The 20,472-nt window shown below is 47.9% G+C and carries 18 protein-coding genes, 1 other RNA gene, 2 pseudogenes and 1 other annotated feature; of the genes and pseudogenes, 4 read left to right on the forward strand and 17 right to left on the reverse strand.

From position 1 onward, the window contains the following. Positions 1-518: 518 nt before the first annotated feature. From nadC to ylqF, 12 genes are all read right to left on the reverse strand, one after another. A complete protein-coding gene (nadC, locus tag FLS37_RS15810) occupies positions 519-1,358 on the reverse strand; it encodes a carboxylating nicotinate-nucleotide diphosphorylase (protein ID WP_157670938.1) in 840 nt (279 codons plus the stop codon). Continuing rightward, on the reverse strand, positions 1,359-2,723 hold the full coding sequence (locus tag FLS37_RS15815; protein ID WP_157670939.1) for a phosphomannomutase/phosphoglucomutase: 1,365 nt from the start codon (positions 2,721-2,723) through the stop codon (positions 1,359-1,361). It lies immediately after the preceding gene. Next, positions 2,724-3,722 carry a YheT family hydrolase gene (locus FLS37_RS15820; RefSeq protein WP_157670940.1) on the reverse strand — a complete coding sequence of 333 codons (999 nt, stop codon included), beginning with the start codon at positions 3,720-3,722 and terminating at the stop codon, positions 2,724-2,726. 137 nt (positions 3,723-3,859) lie between these two features. Then, positions 3,860-5,587: a PTS glucose transporter subunit IIBC gene (gene ptsG / locus FLS37_RS15825; RefSeq protein WP_157670941.1), complete on the reverse strand. Its 1,728-nt coding sequence runs from the start codon at positions 5,585-5,587 to the stop codon at positions 3,860-3,862. Between the two features lie 261 nt (positions 5,588-5,848). Then, positions 5,849-6,187 carry a PTS transporter subunit EIIB gene (locus FLS37_RS15830; RefSeq protein ID WP_157670942.1) on the reverse strand — a complete coding sequence of 113 codons (339 nt, stop codon included), beginning with the start codon at positions 6,185-6,187 and terminating at the stop codon, positions 5,849-5,851. 71 nt (positions 6,188-6,258) lie between these two features. Beyond that, on the reverse strand, positions 6,259-8,799 hold the full coding sequence (gene ptsP / locus FLS37_RS15835) for a phosphoenolpyruvate--protein phosphotransferase (protein ID WP_157670943.1): 2,541 nt from the start codon (positions 8,797-8,799) through the stop codon (positions 6,259-6,261). 303 nt (positions 8,800-9,102) lie between these two features. After that, positions 9,103-9,378: an HPr family phosphocarrier protein gene (locus FLS37_RS15840; RefSeq protein ID WP_157670944.1), complete on the reverse strand. Its 276-nt coding sequence runs from the start codon at positions 9,376-9,378 to the stop codon at positions 9,103-9,105. Between the two features lie 124 nt (positions 9,379-9,502). Continuing rightward, positions 9,503-10,108 (reverse strand): 5-formyltetrahydrofolate cyclo-ligase, encoded by a 606-nt coding sequence (locus tag FLS37_RS15845; RefSeq protein WP_308418769.1) that lies wholly within the window; start codon positions 10,106-10,108, stop codon positions 9,503-9,505. A 7-nt stretch (positions 10,109-10,115) separates the two neighbouring features. Continuing rightward, positions 10,116-10,313: non-coding RNA, 6S RNA (gene ssrS / locus FLS37_RS15850), on the reverse strand. Between the two features lie 17 nt (positions 10,314-10,330). Then, positions 10,331-10,642 (reverse strand): cell division protein ZapA, encoded by a 312-nt coding sequence (locus FLS37_RS15855; protein WP_157670946.1) that lies wholly within the window; start codon positions 10,640-10,642, stop codon positions 10,331-10,333. Next, complete coding sequence (locus FLS37_RS15860; RefSeq protein ID WP_157670947.1) at positions 10,639-10,839, reverse strand: hypothetical protein; 201 nt, start codon at positions 10,837-10,839, stop codon at positions 10,639-10,641. The genes FLS37_RS15855 and FLS37_RS15860 overlap by 4 nt, the downstream gene beginning before the upstream one ends. A gap of 221 nt (positions 10,840-11,060) precedes the next feature. Further along, entirely contained in the window at positions 11,061-11,972 is a 912-nt protein-coding gene (gene ylqF / locus FLS37_RS15865) for a ribosome biogenesis GTPase YlqF (protein WP_232522644.1), read from the reverse strand. Positions 11,973-12,333: 361 nt separating this feature from the next. Between ylqF and FLS37_RS15870 the strand changes: the two genes are divergently transcribed. Continuing rightward, on the forward strand, positions 12,334-12,813 hold the full coding sequence (locus tag FLS37_RS15870) for a TlpA disulfide reductase family protein (RefSeq protein WP_157670948.1): 480 nt from the start codon (positions 12,334-12,336) through the stop codon (positions 12,811-12,813). 177 nt (positions 12,814-12,990) lie between these two features. Here the strand turns inward: FLS37_RS15870 and FLS37_RS15875 are convergent. From FLS37_RS15875 to FLS37_RS15895, 5 genes and pseudogenes are all read right to left on the reverse strand, one after another. Further along, a pseudogene (locus FLS37_RS15875) lies at positions 12,991-13,964 on the reverse strand (IS630 family transposase). 93 nt (positions 13,965-14,057) lie between these two features. Then, positions 14,058-15,284 (reverse strand): carbohydrate-binding protein, encoded by a 1,227-nt coding sequence (locus FLS37_RS15880; protein ID WP_157670949.1) that lies wholly within the window; start codon positions 15,282-15,284, stop codon positions 14,058-14,060. An 11-nt stretch (positions 15,285-15,295) separates the two neighbouring features. Continuing rightward, positions 15,296-16,564 (reverse strand): hypothetical protein, encoded by a 1,269-nt coding sequence (locus FLS37_RS15885; RefSeq protein WP_157670950.1) that lies wholly within the window; start codon positions 16,562-16,564, stop codon positions 15,296-15,298. Then, complete coding sequence (locus tag FLS37_RS15890; RefSeq protein ID WP_157670951.1) at positions 16,545-17,255, reverse strand: PilW family protein; 711 nt, start codon at positions 17,253-17,255, stop codon at positions 16,545-16,547. Before FLS37_RS15890 ends, FLS37_RS15885 begins: the two co-directional genes overlap by 20 nt. After that, positions 17,249-17,800 (reverse strand): GspH/FimT family pseudopilin, encoded by a 552-nt coding sequence (locus FLS37_RS15895; protein WP_157670952.1) that lies wholly within the window; start codon positions 17,798-17,800, stop codon positions 17,249-17,251. Before FLS37_RS15895 ends, FLS37_RS15890 begins: the two co-directional genes overlap by 7 nt. A 370-nt stretch (positions 17,801-18,170) precedes the next feature. On the opposite strand from FLS37_RS15895, the pseudogene FLS37_RS15900 reads away from it, so the two are divergent. The 3 genes and pseudogenes from FLS37_RS15900 to FLS37_RS15910 form a co-directional block, all read left to right on the forward strand. Then, positions 18,171-19,392: pseudogene (locus FLS37_RS15900) on the forward strand (IS3 family transposase). After that, positions 18,446-18,562, forward strand: a sequence feature (AL1L pseudoknot). Its footprint overlaps the pseudogene before it by 117 nt. A gap of 108 nt (positions 19,393-19,500) precedes the next feature. Beyond that, positions 19,501-19,989: a helix-turn-helix domain-containing protein gene (locus tag FLS37_RS15905; protein ID WP_157670953.1), complete on the forward strand. Its 489-nt coding sequence runs from the start codon at positions 19,501-19,503 to the stop codon at positions 19,987-19,989. Continuing rightward, the coding region (locus FLS37_RS15910; protein ID WP_232522646.1) for an IS630 family transposase at positions 19,989-20,472 on the forward strand (484 nt) is incomplete at its 3' end. The genes FLS37_RS15905 and FLS37_RS15910, both read left to right, overlap by 1 nt.

Here is a 20,472-nt window from a genome sequence, read left to right on the forward strand (position 1 = left end):
TACTTGGCTTGTACTTCAATACTCAAAGAAAAAAACGAGATGAACAATAAAGTTCGTCTTGTTTTACTTTCTTTTCAATTGAGTGCAAGCACTTGTTTCGACTTACGAATCAAGCACTCACACTCATCGGCTGTAATTTGTTAAAGATCGGTGTGAGACAGAGAGAAACTCGTTTTGTTTCGCTGCGTCATCAGCAGAGAGGCCGAACTATACCCACCGCCTTGAAACACGTCAACACCTATCGACAAATAAAATTGACGAAAGGCGATAAGTGGTTGATCGATAAGGAAACGAAGTTTGAAACATTTTAGCAAAGAGCGCGAAAATCAAACGACCAGCACCAGCACAGTACTGAACAAGAACAGCAAAAACTGCGCGCAATGGGCAGAAATAGCGACACCAAACGCTCAAACCGGGCAAAAACCACACTAAAAAGCACTCAGCCCGCTGGCGCGGGCTAAGTTTTACACTGATGAAACCTGATGAAAAATTAAATTGTGTTCGTTTTGACCGAATCTTTAGCTAAAACGCATTGAAAGATCGATAGCCTGAATGTCTTTGGTGAGTTTTCCTACCGAGATACGATCAACACCGGTTTCAGCAATGGCGCGGATGGTCGTTAGATCTACGCCACCCGATGCTTCCAGTATTGCTTTGCCCTGCGCCATTTGAACCGCGCTGCGCATGTCGGCCAGACTCATATTATCTAAAAGGACTGAAACAGCTCCGCCAGCTAAGGCTTGTGCGAGTTCATCGAGGTTTTCAACTTCGATCTGAATCGTCACATGCTTGGGTGCGATTTGCAGGGCGGCGGCCAGTGCATTGGCAATACCGCCAGCGGCGGCGATGTGATTTTCTTTAATTAGAATGCCGTCGTATAAGGCCATACGCTGATTGGCGCCACCCCCAACGGTGACTGCGTATTTTTGTGCGCGACGCAAGCCAGGGATGGTTTTGCGGGTGTCGTGAACCACAGCATTGGTGCCGGCAACCACCTCGGCATAACGCCGAGTTTCCGTCGCAACAGCTGATAAAGTCTGGATGAAATTGAGAATGCTGCGCTCGGCAGTGAGCAAAGAGCAGGCATTGCCCTGCAGTACACACAGTAATTGATCCGCAACCACATACTCCCCCTCGGTAACTTGCCAATCGACTTGAATGCTGGCGTCAACCTGGCGAATCACTTCATTAGCCCATGGCAAGCCACATATCACGGCGGCTTCACGCACGATAATGCGCGCAGTGGCTTGCTGATCAGCCGGGATTAGCTGGGCTGTCCAATCGCATTCACCGATGTCTTCGGCCAGAGCGGTGGCAACATTGGCGGCAATCAGGTGCTGGGGGGGTAAATTAATCATTTATTCGACGGTATAGTTTGGAAAAGGAAGCGGCGCAATGGCGGCCGCGAGTTCTTGTTCAATCCGGCGTAAAGCCTGCGCTTCATCGGCCTCGATCCGCAGCGTCAACACCGGCGTGGTGTTGGATGCGCGGATCAGGCCAAAGCCATCGGCGTATTCTATGCGCAGACCATCGACAAAGCTAATCGCCGTCGCGCTGGGAAATTGCGCTTTGGCGGCGATGTCTTTGACTAATAAATGCCCTGCGCCCGACAGCGGAATTTGCAACTCATGCGTGGCCAGACATTGCGGCAGCCGCGCCAGCTCGGCATCCAGATCCAGCCCTGCGCTAACGGCCGCTAATAATCGTGCTGCGGCGTACAAGGCATCATCCACATCCCAGCCGGCAAAGGCAAAATGCCCCGATAGCTCCCCGGCTAACAGCGCTTTGCTTTGCTTGAGCTTGCGCTTCATGTGCGAATGCCCGGTGGGGATCGCTTCCGAAGTGCCGCCGAGCTGCTTCACCCATTGCGCGACTGAGCGGCTCGATTTCACATCGTATAAAACATGGCCACTTTGTTGTGCCAAGACCATGCTAGCGAAAATCATCAGCAAACGATCGCCGGGAATCATCTGCCCGAAGCGAGTCACGACGCCGAGGCGATCACCGTCGCCATCGAAGGCAATACCCAGATCGGCCCCCTTCGCCAGCACGGTGGCGCGCAGCTCGCGCAGATTATCGACGACTTGCGGGTCGGGATGATGATTGGGGAAATGGCCATCGACTTCGCAATACAATTCGGTCACTTCGCAACCGAGGGTGCGAAATAGGTGTGGTGCTACCGCCCCGGGAGCGCCATTGCCACAGTCGATCACTAGTCTGAGCGGCTGGGTAATTTGAACATCCCGTTTGATCGCCGCCAGATAATCGGCAAATACATCCATTTCGCTGGCCGCACCACCTGCCACCACGGGCAACTGATCGGCTTCGATCTGCTCGCGCAGGGCTTGCAGCGCTGGGCCGTCAATCGTTTCACCGCCCAGCACCAGCTTGATGCCATTGTATTCCGGTGGATTGTGGCTGCCGGTAATCATAATGCCCGAGGCATCGGCACGATGTTTTGCTGCGAAGTATAGCAATGGGGTGCAGGCCATACCTAGCCTGTAGACCAATACCCCCGCTTCAAGCAGGCCACGTTGCATCGCTTCCATCAGCTCTGGTGTGGATAGGCGGCCATCGCCAGCTAGCGCAATGCTGCGGATATTGCGCGCCAGCGCCTGTGCGCCCACGGCACGCCCCACCCAGTAGGCGACGTCTGGTGTTAACAGCGAAATAGGGCCACGCACATCGTAGGCTTTGAAAATTGCGGCAGGAATACGGCTCATCTATCTCACCAAGGGCAGGTGGTATTGGAAAAACTTCAAAATGGTTTCGGGCAGCCAGCTCAAACGGCCAGGCGGCGGGCCCGATAGAAATCCGACATGTCCACCCTCACGCGGCTGGAGCAGATGCACGGCTTCAGAGACGTCTTGTACCGTTGGCAAGCTGTGTGCAGGCATAAATGGATCATTCAAAGCATTGATCAGTAAAGTCGGTACGGCAATTTGTTTGAGTACACTTTTACTGCTGGCCCGCGACCAATAATCTTCGACCCCAAAAAAGCCGTGCAGCGGCGCGGTGACCAGATCGTCAAATTCTCGCAGCGTGCGCACTTGCTTCACCTGCTGCCAATCAATAAACGGGTTTTCTGATAGTTTGAGTTTGTACTGGGCTTTCTTGCGCATCGTGCCCAGAAACTCCCGGGTGTATAAATGCCGGTTGATGCCCTTATCCAGTGCATTACCGCAAGCGGCCAAATCCATCGGCGCAGACACAGCCGCTGCGGCGTAAATGACATCGTTCGCAGTATCGCCCTGCTCGCCCAGCCATTTCAATAAGGCATTGCCGCCCAGCGAATAGCCCACGGCAAATAAGGGCGTCTCGGGGAAGTTTTTCTTCAGGCGGCGCAAAATCCAGTCCACTTCGGCGGAATCACCGGCGTGATAACTGCGCGGCAAGCGGTTAGGCACATTCCCGCAGGTGCGAAAATGCGGCACGATGCCCCGCCAGCCACGCCGATACGCCTGATGAAACAAGGAAACTGCGTAATGGCTGCGCGAGCTGCCTTCCAAGCCATGAAACAGCACAATCAGCGGCGTTCCGGCACGGCCATCGGTCCAGTCAACACCGATCGCATCCAGATCAGGCGTAATCCAGTGTTCGCGTTTGTAAGTGAGGGGGCGTTGCCACAGCAAGGCGGCAGGGTAAATCGTCTGGGCATGCCCACCGGGTAGCCAGGATGAGGGACGATAGATGGGAAGGTCTAAATGCTTTTCGCGTGCCATGGCGAAAGTGTGGCTGAATCTGTCGTGACTATCCAGCAAAATAATACGCACCGTTCAGGGCTGTTGATATTTGCTTGCCCATCATGGCAAACCGAGCCATCGCGGCTGCAATGGCTCGGGAATAATACTTCAACGATTTACAGCAAAGACCCGGCTATCTGTTCGGCACGATCGCCGACGATCAAATGAACAACACCGTCGGCCAAAGGCGCGACCGCTTCAATACCCTGTGTTTTCAGCGCGGCCAGATCGAGCAGTTTGGCGTCTGTCAGCTCGACCCGAACCCGTGTTGCAGCCATTGGCACTGCACTGCGGATATTGGCTGCGCCGCCCAAAGCCGCCTGTAGCACCGGATTGATGGCGGTCTTGCTGGCAGCTGCAAACTGGACAACAGGGGTATTGCTCGCTACATTAATCTGCATGCCGCCTTGCTTGATATACATCTCCATATCAGTTTTCAGGTTTTCCGAGCGGGTGCCAAAAATGGCCTGCATATTGTTACCCACCTGCATCACGCCTGCTGCACCGAGGGCTTTGAGTTTGGGTTGATCGACCTTGGCGACATCCTGCACCGAAATCCGCAAGCGGGTGATACATGCGTCCAGTGATTTGATATTGCTGGCTCCACCAAAAGCCAGCACCAGATCTTGCGCCATGCCGCCAGCACTGTGGCTGACCACGTTTTCTGCTGTTTCGTCTTCGCGGCCGGGCGTTTTCAGATTCCATTTCACGATGACAAAGCGAAATACGCTGTAGTAAATCGCGGCGTAGATCGGGCCGATGATCAGCACATACCACCAGTTTTGCGCGTATCTACCCAAGGCATTGAACATCAGGAAGTCGATGCCGCCTTGCGAGAAGGTAAAGCCCATGTGCATATCCAGCGTATTGGCGATAAATTGCCCGCTGGCCGCCAGAAAGGCATGGATCACGTACAGCACCGGCGCGACGAACATAAAGGCAAATTCGATCGGCTCGGTAATCCCGGTCAGAAACGAAGTCAGCGCAGCCGACACCATAATCCCGCCAACCATGACCTTTTTCTCAGGTTTGGCGGTATGCCAGATGGCAAAGGCCGCAGCTGGCAAGCCGAACATTTTGAAGAAGAAGGCGCCTGACAAAATACCGGCAGTTGGATCGCCGGCGAAGAAGCGGGCAATATCGCCATGCACTACCTTGCCAGCCGCATTGGTAAAGCTGCCGATTTCAAAGAAGAACGGCACGTTCCAGATATGGTGCAGACCGAATGGAATCAGCAAACGCTCGATGAAACCATACACGGTGGCCGCCATGCGTGGGTCAGAATGCGCGGCCCATTGCGAGAAGTTATTAATCGCGCCTTGGATCGAAGGCCAGATCACCGACATGATCACACCGACAAAAATCGCGGCAATCCCGGTCACGATCGGTACAAAGCGTTTACCGGCAAAGAAGCCCAAATACGGCGGCAGCTCGATGCGGTAATACTTGTTGAACAAAGTGGCGGCCACGCCACCGATGATGATCCCGCCAAACACGCCGGTTTCCATCGATTTCATGCCCATCACGGTGGCTGGTTCGACGCCCATCACCGGCGCCATCACACCCATGGTGGCGAGCAGCACGACAAAACCCACCGAAGCGGCAATCGCAGCGACGCCATCATTCTCGGTCAGACCCAGCGCAACGCCGATGGCAAAAATCAGCGGCAGATGACCAAAAATGGCCCCGCCACCGGCTTCCATCAGCTGTGAGACAACGGTAGGTAGGAAGGAAAAATGTGAAGCACCAATCCCCAATAACAAACCCGCAACCGGTAAAACGGCCACGGGTAGCATTAAGGCTTTCCCGATCTTTTGCAGTACGGCAAACGCGTTTTTAAACATCGACTTTCTCCTGTTTTCTCAGTCACGCTGGGTGCGCTGACCATAAAACTTGAATATTTCGATTGATTATTCTTGGGTATAAGCACGCGAGCAATACATTAAAAGACCTACATATAAATACTAGCAGGGGGTATTTATTGACCCAGATCAAAAAACCCACCGTGAAGGTGGGTTGGGTGAATGGAACACGCCATTGGGCTGACGCCTATCCCTGCAAAAACACTGATTATCGATCCGCAGGGCTTGGCTCATTCAGACCGCTTACGCGCCAATAATTAGGTGAAAGACTTGCGCATTAATTGGTGCAATAGCCAAGACACCGGCTTGTTTCAACGCTGATTCATTCAAGCGGCTGCCATCCTGCAGGCTGACGCGAACTCGCGTAGCGGCGATTGCTTCGGCCTGTTGGACATTTTGCTCGCCACCCAGGCCAGCCAACCAGCTGTCTTTTAAAACTGACTGAGGTTTTGCACTGACTTTGGCCGCTGGAGCCGCAGCTTGAGAGGTAGCCGCCGGAGCGGCTTGAGGAGTTTTGCGGGTGAGTTTCATACCAATCACGCCCAGTAGCAGGCCGACGATAAAACTAATAAAAATTGCCATGGTGGTTTTTCCTTCCAATTACGGGGTTAAAGTGTTCGTGCATGCTCGGCACGAACACTTTCGCCTTGCACTTAATCCAGCAGTTGAGACAAACGAGCCCGCACTTCCGCTGCGGTGCCCAATTGCAACACCTCGGTAGCCAGTTTCTGGCACTGGGCTTTATCAAGTGTACGGACCAGCGCTTTGATTGCCGGAATAGCGGGCACGCTGGCCGACAATTCATCGACACCAATCCCCAGCAACAGCGGAATGGCCATCGGATCAGACGCGATACCGCCGCAAACGCCGACCCACTTGCCGTGTTTATGCGCGCCTTGTACTGTCATATTGATCAGATTCAACACGCCAGGGTGCATCGCATCAGCTTGCTTGGCCAGCTTCGGATGACCGCGATCCATTGCCAGTGTGTACTGGGTCAGATCGTTGGTACCGATCGAGAAGAAATCCACTTCGCGGGCAAATTGCTCGGCCATCACGGCGGTGGCAGGCACCTCAACCATAATGCCGACTTGGACTTCCTGCGTAATACCCAGCGCCGCTTTTTCTTCAGCCACGATGCGTTTTACTTCACGCACTTCTTCCAGACTGGTAATCATTGGGAACATGATCGCCAGTTTGGAGAATGGCGCCGAGCGCAACACAGCGCGAACCTGGGTATGCAAGAGCTCTGGCTCGGCCAGACACAGACGCACCCCGCGCACGCCGAGGAAAGGATTTTCCTCCGCTGGCATTGGCAGGTAAGGCAGTGGTTTATCACCCCCCACGTCCAGCGTGCGCACTACAAAAGTCTTCTCGGTGCCTAGCGCTTTGGCAATGTCGATATAGATCTGGCTTTGCTCTTCTTCCGAAGGTGCGTCAGTGCGCTCAAGATACAGGAACTCACTGCGTAGCAGACCCACCCCCTCGCTGCCCAGCTTCACCCCTTGCTCGGCGTCTTCCAGACCACCAATATTGGCGACCACCTCAACATGCACACCATCTTTGGTTACCGCAGGTTCAAAAGCGGCGGCTAGCTCGGCGGCACGCTTGCTTGCTTGAGCCGCCTGTTTTTCACGAATGGCAGACACTTCGGCTTCAGACGGATTTTTGCGCAGCGTGCCACGCGTACCATCCAGAATGACGGGGGTGCCATTAGCCAACTGCATCACATCTTCGTCAATCCCACAGATTGCCGGGATATTCAGTGAGCGCGCCAGAATGGCGACGTGGCTGGTTGCACCACCACCAGTGGTACAAAAACCGAGGACCTTGGTGCGATCCAGACTGGCGGTGTCGGACGGGGATAATTCTTCGGCGATCAGAATAGCGTTTTCAGGCACCACCATCGCAGCTTCTTCAACACCGGCAATCAGGCGCAAGACACGGCGACCAACATCGCGAATATCATTGGCACGACCGGCCAGGACTTCATTTTTCAGGCTGGCCAGTTTTTCGGCATAGGTATTGAAAGCCACTTTCCATGCAAATGCCGCGCTTTTATCTTTGCCAATGTGCGCAATCGCAATGGCGAGTAAATCCGGGTCTTCCAGCAACTCCTGATGCGCAGCAAAAATTTCGGCTTTGCTGGCATCCGAAATCTCGGCTTTCAGGTTTTCCAGTTGCTGATGGGCGTCTTTCAGGGCTTTATCCAGACGGCGTTTTTCCACCTGCTGGCCTTCACCTTGCTCAACAACCGAGATTTCTTCCTGCTTGACATGAAATACGTGACCAACGGCCAGACCTGGCGAGGCCGAAACGCCGCTGAGTACATTGGGATCGCTCGATTTTGGCTGTGGCTTGGCCGTTTTGATATTCAATGGCGCTGGCTTAGTTTTAGCAACCGGACCGCCGATGTCTTCACCACAACCGGTTTGAATCAGCTCTGAAATCGCTTTAACGGCCGCCGCAGCATCCGGGCCAGCTGCGCGCACGCGAATTTCATCATTGTGCTGCACTTCGAGCCCCATGATGGCGACCACGGATTTGGCATTCGCTTCTTCGCCAGCACGCACCAGTTTGATATCGGATTGGTAGGTTTTTGCTGCATTGGCCAAGACTGCTGATGGACGAGCGTGCAAACCGGTGTGATTCGGGACTTTAATTGGATCGGAATATGCTTCGCTGGCTGTGCCAGTGTTGGCAACTGCATTGGCTGCGCCCGCCGCCAATTGCAAAGTCAGAGCGGTTTGCTCACCTGCTGCGACAAGACCCGTTGCTGGTATAAATTGGGCAACCTGGTCGCTATTGGTAATCACAATCTGGGTTAACAGCGAAACAGCTTTGCGCGCCACCAGATCCATATCAAACTCAATCAAGGGCTGGCCGACATCAACAATGTCACCTTCCTTGACTTTGGCATTGAACCCGTGGCCTTTAAGCATGACGGTATCGAGCCCAATATGCATCAGCACTTCAATACCGCTAGGGGCCGTGATGGTGACCGCATGCTTGGAAGAATGCAGCTGTGTGACTTTACCCGTTAATGGTGCTAATAAAATATTGCTGGTAGGGTCAATCGAGATCCCGTCGCCAACCATCTTTTGCGCAAATACGGGATCTGGTACTTTTTCCAATGGCACCATCACCCCAGATAAGGGAGCTTTCAATTCAATCCGGGTTGCAGGATTCGACATAAATACCTCGTTTTTTGTTCGGTCTCTGACTTAAACAGTAGTTTGCTTAAAAGCCAGTTCAAAGCGGTACACCATCAGCATGAAGTAAATAATTGGCTTAATTGCCAGCCAATTATTACTCCGATAGGCCTACGGTTTTCTAACAAGTAGTGTGCTGCCAGTAATGGGATAAAAACTTGTTTCTGGTCAGATTTAGCAAAATTGGTTCTATTCCAATTACGTAAAATTACAATTCATCATTATCAATTACATAGCCTGCAACAAACAAAAAGGGCAGCAAGCTGCCCTTTACGGTTTGTCTTACTACTTCTCGCCACAACCACTACTGATAATTTGTGTGACCGCAGCAATAGCAGCCTGTGCATCAGGGCCATCGGCTTTAATTTGAATTTGATCGCCCAGGCTGACATCCAGCCCCATCACTGAAACTACCGATTTGGCATTGGCTTCAATGGATTTGAACATCAATTTAATGTCTGATTGAAATTGTTTTGCAACATTGACAACATTTGCCGCTGGGCGTGCATGCAGACCTGTTGCATTCACAATCTTCACAGGGGTCGATACGATAGCAGCCATTTTAACCTCGATGGTGAATTAGCAATATGTCAGCTAGTGATAGCTGTACATGTAATCATCCATCCATGATAGCGAATATTCTGCGTAATGTACCTGCGGAATAACCACTATTCACCAGCTGCATTCAATACCGAGCAGCTCGACAATAACTATTTTCGGTCTGTACCGCATCCAAACGCAGATCCCACGGCTCAAGCGGCAACTGTGCAAGGCGTTGCGAAGAAAACGCCAAGCCAATTAATTTCGGCTTTCGCCATTGCCGACGCAAACGGCGAAAGGCAAAAGTCGCATCATAATAGCCACCGCCTTGGCCCAGCCTGGCCAATTGCGAGTCAAAGCCCAGCAAAGGCACAAACACCGTATCGAGCTTTCGGGGCGAACATACTTCCGGATGAGAAGGAACAGGGATGTTGTATGGCCCGATCTGCCATTGCGACTGCGAATTCAAGCGCACAAACTCAAGTTGACGACCAAATCGGGGTGTTCGGGGCAAGTACACTTTGCAACCACGTTGCAATGCAGTGAAAATCAGCGGCCAGCTTGGAAACTCGCTCCCCACGGGCACATACAGGGCAATACTTTTTCCAGGCCGCAAACGCTGCAGGACCGGTTTTGAACGCGTCACAGCCCAAGCTGCAGCCTGTCTTTGTGCTGGCAAAATCGCAGAGCGGATTTTGCGCAAACGGCTTCGGAGTTCAACTTTTGGAAGGTCTGAGGCTAAAGACATCATAGATGGGGGGCTTCCCGCGAGTGCCGTACCGACTCGCATCTTGAACCCAATGGTTCAAGTTGCCACCAAGTCGATGCCATCAGGTGCATTCATCAACTGCCGAAACAGCGAGAGTGCTCACAACAGGCGTCGGGAGACCCGGCGGACATGCTATACAGCTTATCGGTTCAAAGAATCTGAGCCGTTACGAACACCGCAGGAAAGCAAGGGTGCGTTTGATGCTTAAAAGAGCTCGGTTTGCTCTTGTAATACCGCATCAATCGTTGAATTCATGCTGTCGATTCTACGCTGAAACGCGCCGATGTCAATTCCACCGGGCACCTTGGTCTGCAGAAACTCATGCGTCATGTTCAAGGCTGCCATGATGGCGATTTTTTCCAAACCAATCACTTTGCCGTTGCTGCGAATATCATGCATTCGCGTATCAAGTAGCTGCACAGCTTGCAAAAGCGTGGCTTCTTCATTTTCCGGGCAAGCAACGCGAAACTCGCGCCCCATGATTGAAATATCCAATTGCTTGATCACTTCACTCACAGCATATCCTCCGGCAATTTAGCCAAAATCGTAGCCACCCGCTCTTTTGTTCCTGCCAGTTTCTGAATCAAATGCTGATTTTCCTGCGTGGCTTGCAGTAAAGCCAGACGCAAATTGCGATTGTCATTCCGCAGATGACGACAAAGATCAGCCAGTTGCTTCACTTTATCCTCCAAATTACCCAATTCTGTATCCATAAGCACCATCCAATCACACAGTTTTAGGGAATATTAAGCCAATTTTGCTTAAGTCTGCCATCAGTACCGCTGGAAAAGCCCACTCCAAAAATACTCTAACCGGGTATATCAATCTAGAACATACAAATCAGTGCCTGGATAAACATACCCATAAAACAGCTAGCTTTAAGCAAGGTTTAACGGATGCAAATTTGCCAGCCCCCTAACGATCAGGCCATTTATCATTCATCAGCACTTTCAGCGAGCGCATCTGGTGGCACATCCTCGCCAGAACCCAGATCAACACCAATGAAATCATCCGGTGTTTCCAGCGTCATTCGGCCAATGGCTTTGCTTCGATAATCAGTGATGATCAAATCTGCTGTTTTCTGCTCATCAATAATCCCACCACTCATCACCGCCCCACGTTTGCGGCCTATCCGCTCAAAAAGCGCTTCAACTTCACCATCCAGATCAGGCAATTTATAGCGTTTCATCAATTCAGCAGGGTAACGAGCCTTCAACGTCTCAATGGCAAAATAAGCGACTTCAACTTCGTCATACGCATTGCGACCAATCGAGCCCCCCAAAGCCAGACGAAAACCCGAAGGCTCATGCTCTACTTTTGGCCACATCAGACCCGGTGTGTCGTAAAGAATGACCCCACCCAAGGTCTCTATTCGTTGCTGCGACTTTGTGACCCCTGGCGTATCTGCCACTTTGGCCACTTTGCGTTGCGCCAAAGTGTTAAGCAAAGTTGATTTGCCCACATTCGGAATACCCATGATCATCGCGCGCAGTGGCTTTTCAACCCCGGTACGAAAAGGCGCCAGCTTCAAACAAAGCTGAGGAATTTTCTTCAAGGCCTCCTGCTTGTTATCTTCACCCAGCAAAATAGCCTCAGTACCAGGCTGAGCTCTAAACCACTCCAGCCAAATTTTATTAAGCGCTGGATCTGCCAGATCAGCCTTGTTCAAAATTTTCAAAGCAGGACGTTGCCGATGCATCCGCAGTTTCTCAATCATAGGATTACTACTAGACAGAGGCATGCGCGCATCAACAATCTCGATCACTACATCAACCTTGGCTAAAGTCTCAGCGACTTTCTTGCGAGCCACATGCATATGCCCCGGAAACCACTGAATTGCCATCATGCACCCCCAAGAAAAAGCGCGATTATACGCTTATTCACAAACAGCTTATCAAATCAGGTACTTGCCATGTGGAGAAAAGCAAGTTCATATGTGGATAAATAACAAAAGGGAGCTGTGGATAAAAAGCCTACCAAATTATCCACAGGCGGTACAAAAACCTTCAGATAGGTTGTGAATATCTTAAAGAATTGATTTATATGTATATTTTGACTTGTCCACAGAGAAGTGACACCCTTATTTATTATTACTATCTTCTTCTTATCAATATATATGTAAAGCAAAGCCTTCCAAATTTCAGGAACAAAAGGTCGCTCAAAGCAGACTACATGCCATAGAATCAGATGCATCAAGAGGAAAAATCATGAAAACCCGTCTACAAGTAATCATTGTTTGCCTACTGAGTACTGCTATAGCTAGCTACTTTGTACTTTCAAGTGATAAAAAAATACCAAGTGAACAAGTAATGACAAGCTTGGAAGGGAAAAAAATCAAGATTTCTGACTACAAAGGAAAGATTGTATTAGTGAATTTTTGGGCAACCAGCTGTACAGGCTGCATGCAGGAAATGCCTGAACTGAAAAAATTGCAGCTTAAATATGGTAAGGAGCGTTTTCAGACAATTGCGATTGCAATGAGCTATGACAATATTGAATATATTAGAAACTATAATAAAAAAGAAAATATTCCATTTAAAATAGTTCATGACGCAGATGGTAAAATTGCTGAAAATTTTGGTGGTGTTACATTAACACCGACTAATTTTTTAATTGGTAAAGACGGTAAATTAATTAAAAAATATATTGGGATACCTAATTATACTGAAATCATAAGTAATATATAAAATAATAGTTGTAATTAGTTACTAATATTTTAGAAAGTAAATTCATTTATTGGAAACATGTAAGCCATTGATCTGCATGTGGTTTTTAAATCCTAAAAATGACCATTCTTTCCAAAAGGTTAGTAATGGGAGCTAAGCTTGAAACGTAATCTGTTACTAATCTTTTAGAAAGTAACTTCACATCTGCGCATATTGGCATTCGGGCTGCCGAAAGAAGGATTTGACCAATTCCGGTAATTTCTGAATTCGGCGTAGAGCGCCAATTGCCAGCCGTTTCATTTCTTCTTTATTTTGCACAAACCGCTTGGCCACTTGCCGTTTTACATGCGCCCATACCTGCTCATCTGGGTTCAATTGCGGCGAGTACGGCGGCAGGAAAAACAGTTTCAACTGGCCATCCAGGCTCACCACATACTCCTGCACCGGCTTGGTCGCACCAATCATCAGCCTGCTCAAGAATTCCTTAAAAACCGCCGCCGTCACGGAGCCTTCATGCAGCATAAAGCGGAATTCACCCCGAGGGCTCACTGCCGAAATCATGTTGAAGGAGAATCGACTTCCTGTGACGCTGACAACTGACGTTTCACCGCAAGGTGCCCAAGTTGTGCCCGTGTGATAATCGGAGCGCATCCCTGATTCATCAGCAAAATAAATGGTTGCACCGACTGCTTTCGCTTCTTTCTTGATCTCGGGATAGATCTCATCCTGCCATTTTTGAACTAATACGCCGTCTTGTTGCCACGCTTGATAAAGTGGTTTTTGCACCGTTAAGCCAAGCAATTTCATCACGCGACTCACCGAAGCAAGCGACAGGGATTTGCTAAATTGGCGTTTGATCAGCAAGCCAATCAAAGACAAAGACCAAATTCAAATTTCAACTGCTGAGGTGTGTTGTCTTTGATGGTTTCTGCCAACCAGCGCATTTCCTCAGCAGTCACTTTGGGTGGCCGACCGGAAATGGGCTTGGCCAATAAAGCCTGCTGTCCACCTGCAGCAAACTTAGCTAACCAGTCGTAAACAGCTCGAGTACTCAAGCCCAAAACTTCCGCAACAGTAGGAACGGATTGGCCGGATTTAATGGCTTGTTGCCGCATCACCTGTAATGAATGGTGATCAATTTTGCGGCCATCGGATTCACGTTTGCATTTCATAAATCCAATTATACCAAATTTGTGAAGTTACTGATCTGTATATGTTTATTAAATACTGAAAATGATCTTTCTTTCCAAAAGGTTAGTAATTTATCATGGGCATACTCTGACATATCCCCAAAGCGAAGGCACAGATACTGGATCCCAATTAGATTGAGAATTATGTGTTTGCAATGATTTATATACTTTACCCGAATATGAAACTTCTGAATTTTTAGTATATTTTACATTACTACCACTCCATGTTTGAATAGTACAACTTACTACAGGAGTTGCTGTCGGAATAGATGTAGTGCTTGGTACAGGAGTTGCTGTCGGAATAGATGTAGTGGTTGGTACAGGAGTTACTGTTGGAGCTGGTGTAGGAATATTTCCATTGCAATTAGCCAGACCTGAATTATCACCATTTGAATCTAATGTAAAATCAAACTGAATAGTTTCATTCACATTTGTTTGTGATAAATTTACTACCCCACAAGCAGAAGAAACAACCAAACCAAACTGATCAAATAAACTACAGCCTCCTTTCAATTTAGCAACACTGGTATCTTTTCTAGTTAAACCACAGGTATATTGAACTTGGAAAGAATTATCAGAATTCACATCGGTTTGTTGGGCGCAAGTACCTTGTAATAAGGTCTGTACATTTGATTTAATTGAAGCTCCATTGGTATCAAAACCTTCCAAAGTACATTTAATCGAACGACCTGTACTATCACCTAATACTAAAGAACGAACTGAATAATTACCAAATGTGAATGAATCACCACTAATAAATTCAGGAGGGGTTGGTTTCGGAATTGGCGTAGTATTAACTGAAGAAGGTGCAGGTGTATTATTTCCTGATGTTGTAGGCACCGGTGTTGGTAATGGTGGGTAGGGGGTAACCGATACCTCTTGTTCCAAGAAATGCATATCCAAACTACCAACTTGAGCCCATCGACTAATACGTGTAAAAAAAGTTGCATTACGACTAATATTATTCTGATCTTTCCAAGTAGTGACTAAAGTGATATTTTTATAATCAGCATTATCTGTAACCGTCCACGTTCTGGTGAAGTTGGTATTTGATAATGTCTTGATATCATTTCCAGTTGTAATTGCTGTATATACCATTTTCCTTAATTCTTCAATTTTCCATTGGCTTACAATTTGCGCCTCAGTTAAATCACGCGAATAAGACGTCGATTGATATAAATTACTCTGCATTTTGGCAACCGCCAACAAACCTCCGGATAGGACTAATGCAGCAACCATATTCTCGATAAGCGTAAAGCCTTTCGATCTTGACAGTTTTTTATTCAAATTAATGTTTGACATGATTTACTCCATTACCAATCTTTCCAGCTACCGGCAATACGATCGTAGCGATATGGTTTACCAAATGCATCTAGTGTTGCATCATCCTTAATAATTGTATTATTTCCGCCATTAACAGTAGCAGTACCATCAACAGCAATACCACCATAAATTGTTGCACCACCAGTCATTTGAATAGAGCCATTAACAAAAATAACGCAGTAACAAGTAACATTACCGTGAATAGCAAATGTGCCATCAATAACCAAAATAACAGGGTTGCTGGGGGTACCGATATTCTGATTACCAGACATTGTATATGCTCCAGTCATCCAAACAGTACTGCCCGAAGCAATTGGATTTGGAAAAGTACCATTGGTAACTTTTAAGTTAGCTTGAGCATAAATATTAGCTGGAGTATCGCCTAAAGTATCTTTAAAAAATTTACCTGCATTTGGATCAGTTAAGTTGCAATTAATAACACCGGATAAACAACCACTAGGTGTTGTATTAGCTGGCGGCAAGGTATTATCAAAAGTTACCGGGCCAAAAGTACCTTTGGCATTATTGGCTGCACAATCGGTATTATTGGTTTTATTAATGTTATTCGCTAAAGCGCCGCCATAGCGCACCGCATTACCTTGGCCAGTGGTATTTTGAATACATTGACTACCAAATAGATCTGCTGTACCTGTGGTCACCAAGGCATCTACCATAGGAATACTACCTTTGACTGGAAATACATCCGTAATAATGAAGCTCTTATATATACACTGAGTAAAACTAACAAATTGTGGTTGAGTCATTGGTGAAGATACGGATGGGTTACATCCATCTGCAGTACCAATGCTCAAAATGCGAATTACATTGCGACGATTAACATCTGGTGTAATATCACCCAAATTAATATCGCCAATAGTTTGCACACAGCGATCTGTATCGCTTGAATAAGCATAAGGGCGGCATAAATAAATTGCAGCTTTAAAATTGTTTGCGGCATCTAAATTAAATGTTGTGTAATATCTGCTACTTAAAATATTGACATTACCACCCGTATAAGTACTGTAAGTAGCAATCGTGGTGGCATTTTGTAAAAATCCCACCATAGTTTCTAAAGCGGCTTCTGCAGCTTCATAACTCTGGGTAATACGATATTGTGCAATCGCAGTTTTTTCCTCTGAAATTGCAGATCGATTCACAAAAAGAACAATCAGTGTAGTTAAAATAAGAATAATTACACTGGTTAATAAAGCTGCGATGCCATGTTGGTGTTTTAACATTTTAAAATCTGAGTTGGTCATTTCGAATTCTCACTTCTTCAATTAATTCGCCTTGAACTTTGGAATCGTTTACTAATTCTGCAAATATAGAAATTATCACTGCTCGGCTCTCTAGTTTTGCAGTTATGGGTGTTGTTGCACCCTTCGCGACACCTACACTATTGGTTGCTGTTCCAATGCAACCTGCATTAGTTGCTCCATTCGTTCTGTAGCATGTTTGACTATTTAATGAAAAAGTTAAGCCGGTAACATTAATTTTATTGGGATCAGTAATTGCTTGCCAGCCTGTGGATGAGCTACAATTAATTTCAGTGTCAGTTGATATAATCCGGACTAAAATGGTACCGTTTTCATATTTAAAGCCAAAAATTTCATTACTTTGTAAAGTGCCATTAGTATTTTGGTCATAAGCAAAAACAATGCAGGTTGGATCTGAGGTGTCAATCGTGTAGAAAGGATTTGTATTTGCAGTTGGCGCTGGTGAGTTAGCAATCTGATTTTTTGCATTGGCCCAATAGCCCGCGCGCCTAATTTCGCTGGACATAATATCCATTGTTGAGCGTAATTGTTGAGTAAGCTTAATCTGGTCTGTTTGTTGGCGTGAAGTGGATAAATTAACAATAAACATAGTGAGCACACCAAATAATATTAATAAACCAATTGCAGTGGATATTAATAATTCTACTAATGTAAATCCCTTATTTTTTAGCATTTTGTATATCCTGCTATGTAATATGCAGCTGGAGAACACATGGTAATTAAGCCTAGTGGGTTAATCAGTAGTTTGAGTCGGTAAGTAGATTCTGAACTATTTTCCAATGTGATTTCTATATTTGAATAAGCCCCATTAAGTTTGACAGTACCTTTTATACCATCTAGGAGCGGTGGGTTACTGCTGTCATAGGCCGCGCCGTTAACCAGTACTGAATTGATTGAGGTGTTTTTAATTTCGCTGGAGGTTTTTGTTTTTAAGACTGTACCGCCTGTGCTACATACTGAGCTTGCGCCAGTCAATGTGACTTTTCTTAAGGTATAAGTCCAGCTACTTCCAGTTGTGATTTCAACGCACACATTGTTTTTTGATGCTCGAGCTTCATTTTGTGCATAGCGCAAATCTGCAGATAAATTTTCTGCAAAACCTTTGAGTCTACTTTGTTGAATGTAGGAGCCGTAGCTAGTTGCGGCAATCGTTAAAACAATTGTGATGATTGCAAGCGTGACTACTAATTCGACTAATGAAAGACCGAGCTGTTTCATGTTCTTTATTTACCCATAATATTAGTTTTTTATGATATACCAATATTGATCTGGCTGACATTGAGATACGATAGAAAGCCTACTTTTCAAGACAAGTGGTTCTCACTTGTTGAACATATTAGTCAGCATCAGCATACACTCGCTTGCTAAGCGCCTGTTTTTTATAAGATAGTTCATTCGTTATGAAAAATCTTGTTAGTATGATTAGCGTTATATTGCTGGGTATGAAAGGTAAAAGAGGGGAGGAAAATGATAGAACAGATGGTAGTAACCAACGTAACTGACTAGAAACCATATAAATATTGGTTTTCAGTCAGATATGAATCGCACCGGGTTTCGCGGAGGCTCCAATTCTTGAGAGAATGGTGTCATGAAGAAATCAACTCAGTTTTCCCCCGAAGTCCGCGAACGCGCTGTGCGCATGGTGATTGAACACCGCGCTGAATATCCATCCGAGTGGGCAACCCTCGTTTCTATCGCCAGTAAAATTGGCTGCACGCCCGAAACGTTGCGCACTTGGTGTCGTCGACAAGGTGGCGATGCAGTGCCAGCCAATAAAAATGCCGCCGAGAACGAACGCATCAAAGCATTGGAACGTGAAGTGCGCGAACTTAAAAAAGCCAATGAAATTCTGCGCCTAGCCAGCGCGTATTTCGCGCAGGCGGAGCTCGACCGCCGATTGAAGTAGTCAGGGGATTCATCGATGCCCATCGTGAGCAGCACGGGGTCGAGCCGATCTGCAAACTGTTACAGGTCGCCCCGTCTGCTTATCGACGGTATGCCGCTCGGCAGCGTAATCCAGCGTTGCGCTGCCAACGGGCCATTCGTGATGAGCAACTGAGTAGTGAAATTGTGCGCGTCTGGGAAGTGAATCATCAGGTTTATGGTGCCGTAAAAGTTTGGCGCCAGCTCAAACGTGATGGACATACGATGGCGCGTTGTACCGTTGAACGCTTGATGCGCAGCCTCGGTTTACGTGGTGTCACGCGTGGCAAAGCGCGTGCGAACGACCTACTCAGATTCTGCTGCTGTTTGCCCTCACGACCATGTCAATCGTCAATTCGTCGCCGAACGACCGAATCAGCTCTGGGTGTCGGATTTTACCTACGTATCGACGTGGCAAGGCTTCGTGTATGTGGCGTTTGTGATTGATGTATTCGCGCGGTACATCGTGGGTTGGCGAGTCAGTCGCAGCATGCACACTGAGTTTGTGCTGGATGCATTAGAGCAGGCGTTGTGGGCGCGACAGCCAGAGCGTGAGGCATTGATTCATCCACAGCGACCGCGGGTCGCAATATGTGTCGATTCGCTACACCGAACGATTGGCTGAAGCAGGGATCGAGCCCTCCGTGGGTACGACGGGTGATAGTTACGACAATGCGCTAGCCGAAACGATTAACGGGCTCTAAAAAGCGGAAGTAATTCATCGTTTAGGTCCGTGGAAAAACCTAGAATCTGTGGAGCTCGCGACATTGGAATGGGTTTCGTGGTTCAATCACCATCGTTTGCTTGGGTCGATTGGCCATATCCCACCTGCGGAAGCAGAAGCAAACTATTATCGCAACCAAAGCGAGCAGGCCATGTTGGTCTGACTCAAACTAAATAGCCTCCGCGAAACCCGGTGCGATTCAGATAAGTAGTTACGTGCAACTGATTGGAATGGATTTTGCTTGAGAGTAGGCTCTTAATGGGAGCTAAGCTTGAAACGTAATCTGTTAGGTCAGCCACTCACGTCAGACGAAGTAGCGATGCTGGAAAGTATGGCTCAGCATCATCACGCCAATTTTCGCCCACGCGCCTTGGGTTTATTGGCTTTGCACGAAGGAGAGTCGCCCAAGACCGTGAGCAAAATATTACGCATGAGCGAACAAATGGTTTATGAGTGGGCACGTCGCTGGCGCGAACGTGGGATTTTGGGGATTCTTGGTGGCAATGTCGGTGGTGCACCACGTAAATTAACGTATGAAATGCTCGATTATGCGGCAGAAGTAGCGAAACAAGAGCCGATGACGCTGGCAAAGATTGCCGCCAAGGTCAGAGCGCGCTACCCAGAGGCGAAACCCTTTAGCGAAGATAGATTGTCAGTGGGTTTGCACGCACGGGGATTGTCATTCAAGCGCACACGTCTGTCTTTAGAAAAAAACGGAACGACGAGCATTTCCGAGCCACAGAGCGGGCATTGGCAATAATGAAAGAGCAGGCACAGGCGGGCGAAATCGAGTTGTTGTATGGTGATGAGAGTGGTTTTTCTTGCTTGCCCAGTATTCAGGGCGCTTGGGCTCCGCTGGGTGAAACCCACCGGGCCGATGCCAGTGTTGGCCGCAAGCGTGCCAATGTGATTGGTGCGCTGGATTATGCCAAAGAGACTTTGGATTACATGCTGTTTGAGCATTCAATCAAGCGGCCACAGGTGGTTGAATTTATTGACGGACTGGCGAAGAAATCTGACCCGGAGCGGTTAACGGTGTTGGTGATGGATAACGCGACAGTGCATCACCATTTTGATGAAGAGGTGGTCAATCGTTGGTTGGTGGATCATCGTTTTGTGGTGATGTACTTGCCAGCGTATAGCCCTGAGCTCAATTTGATCGAGATCGTGTGGAAACACGCCAAGCATTTTTGGCGTAGCTTCAAGTCGTGGAGCAAGGATAAATTGGTCGAAGAAGTCCACA

Origin of the sequence: Chitinibacter sp. GC72, from assembly GCF_009760905.1 — a bacterium.
Lineage (GTDB): Bacteria > Pseudomonadota > Gammaproteobacteria > Burkholderiales > Chitinibacteraceae > Chitinibacter.